We start from the raw sequence: 1,595 nt of genomic DNA on the forward strand, positions 1-1,595 counted from the left end.
GGCAAAGGCGAAGAGTGTCTGAACCACGTCTGCCATAAATATGCTTGGTTTCGCGCGCCTTGTTCGCGCGAAACTCCTCAATCCATGGCAAAAATCGTGCGCTCAACGTCGGCAATCATCACTGCAATTGTTCTTTGCTCTTCCGTCGTCACGGCAGCAGCCAAGGAACATCCCCACTTTGTAGAGCCCAAGCTTTTCATCACCAAAGGCGGCGATGCAACACCGCAAGTCGCCCTGACGCTGGATGCCTGTTCCGGCCAGACGGATCTGCGCATTCTCAATGCGTTGGTTGAAAACCATATTCCAGCGACAATCTTTGTCACCGGCCGCTGGCTCAGGCACAATGCTGCTTCAGTGGCGATTATGAAAGCGCACGCAGACCTGTTTGAACTGGAAAATCATGGGCTTAACCATATCCCGGCCATAGACAACCAGCCCAAGATGTTCGGCCTGAAGACGGCAGGATCTCTGCCTGCTATCCGCACCGAGATTGAAGGCGGTGCGAATGCGATGATTGCAGCAACACTGACGAAGCCGGCCTGGTATCGCGACGCAACGGCTCGCTACAGCGACGATGCGATAACACTCGCCCATCAGATGGGGTATCGGGTGGCCGGATATTCCCTGAACGCCGACATGGGTGCCTCGTTGTTGGCCGGCCAGGTTGAGAAGCGCATCGCAGCCGCCAAGGATGGCGACGTGATCATCGCCCATGTGAACCAGCCGACGCGAGCAGCAGGAGAGGGAGTCGTCAAAGGCATTCTTGCCCTGAAACAAAAGGGCTTCCATTTTGCGCGCCTTCAAGATGTTCAGGAGAGCGAGCAGCCAGTAAGGCCAGGCGTCTAACCATCGTTGATATTTATACGACTATCGAAATATCTAGACTTTGGGATAATTGACAGGCTTGTCTGTATTGTGTTCGTTGCGGAACGCTCATTGAGCGACACCTTGGGAGGGGTTCATCCGCATGAAGATATAAAAATTCATATGATTTTTGCGGATACATCCGCGCAGTTCATTTTTTAGCGAACCATTTTTAAAAGACAGAACCACACCAGAGCTGGATCAATATTTGATGCGCAATTGTGCCGACGCGGCCAACCGCGCAACGGCGCCGCACGTTTGGACGTAGCTGCACATCTCATTGATTTCCCGTCGAAATGTCTGGTTTGCCTCACCTTGATTCGAGGAGGAACTATCTTGAACCGTATTCAAATTTCTATTCTGAGCTTGATGTTGTTGCCGGGTCTCGCAGGTTGCAACGATTCAAAACCTGCACCGGATGCCAGCACGTTTGCTAGTTTGCCTGAGCATAAAGATGAGCCCGGCGGCGAGGTCGGAACGACTGTCGAACCGCCGGTCGACGCCATACTGATAAAAGACGGCACCATCACAGCAAGGCCAGGCGGCTTTGACGTGCAATTGCAGAAGGATGTGCTTGAGGTGCGAGCCGCTGCAGCAAACGCTTTGCGCGTGCATTTTCTTCCCGAGGGAAAGGCGTCAGCACCGACACAGGTGATTGACCCCAACCTGAAAATGGATGCAGCGTTTAAGCTCGATCCTGGCGCCGATGACGAGACCATGCGGTTGAACAC

2 protein-coding genes are annotated in these 1,595 nt (G+C 53.4%); both read left to right on the forward strand.

What is annotated here, in order from left to right:
• The first annotated feature begins 84 nt into the window (after nucleotides 1-84).
• On the forward strand, nucleotides 85-846 hold the full coding sequence (locus ACXJ5O_RS26405) for a polysaccharide deacetylase family protein (RefSeq protein WP_457302494.1): 762 nt from the start codon (nucleotides 85-87) through the stop codon (nucleotides 844-846).
• Between the two features lie 354 nt (nucleotides 847-1,200).
• Nucleotides 1,201-1,595, forward strand: a 395-nt coding sequence (locus ACXJ5O_RS26410; RefSeq protein ID WP_457302493.1) for a hypothetical protein, incomplete at its 3' end; no start/stop codon positions are given.

This window comes from Phyllobacterium sp. P5_D12 (genome assembly GCF_054049495.1).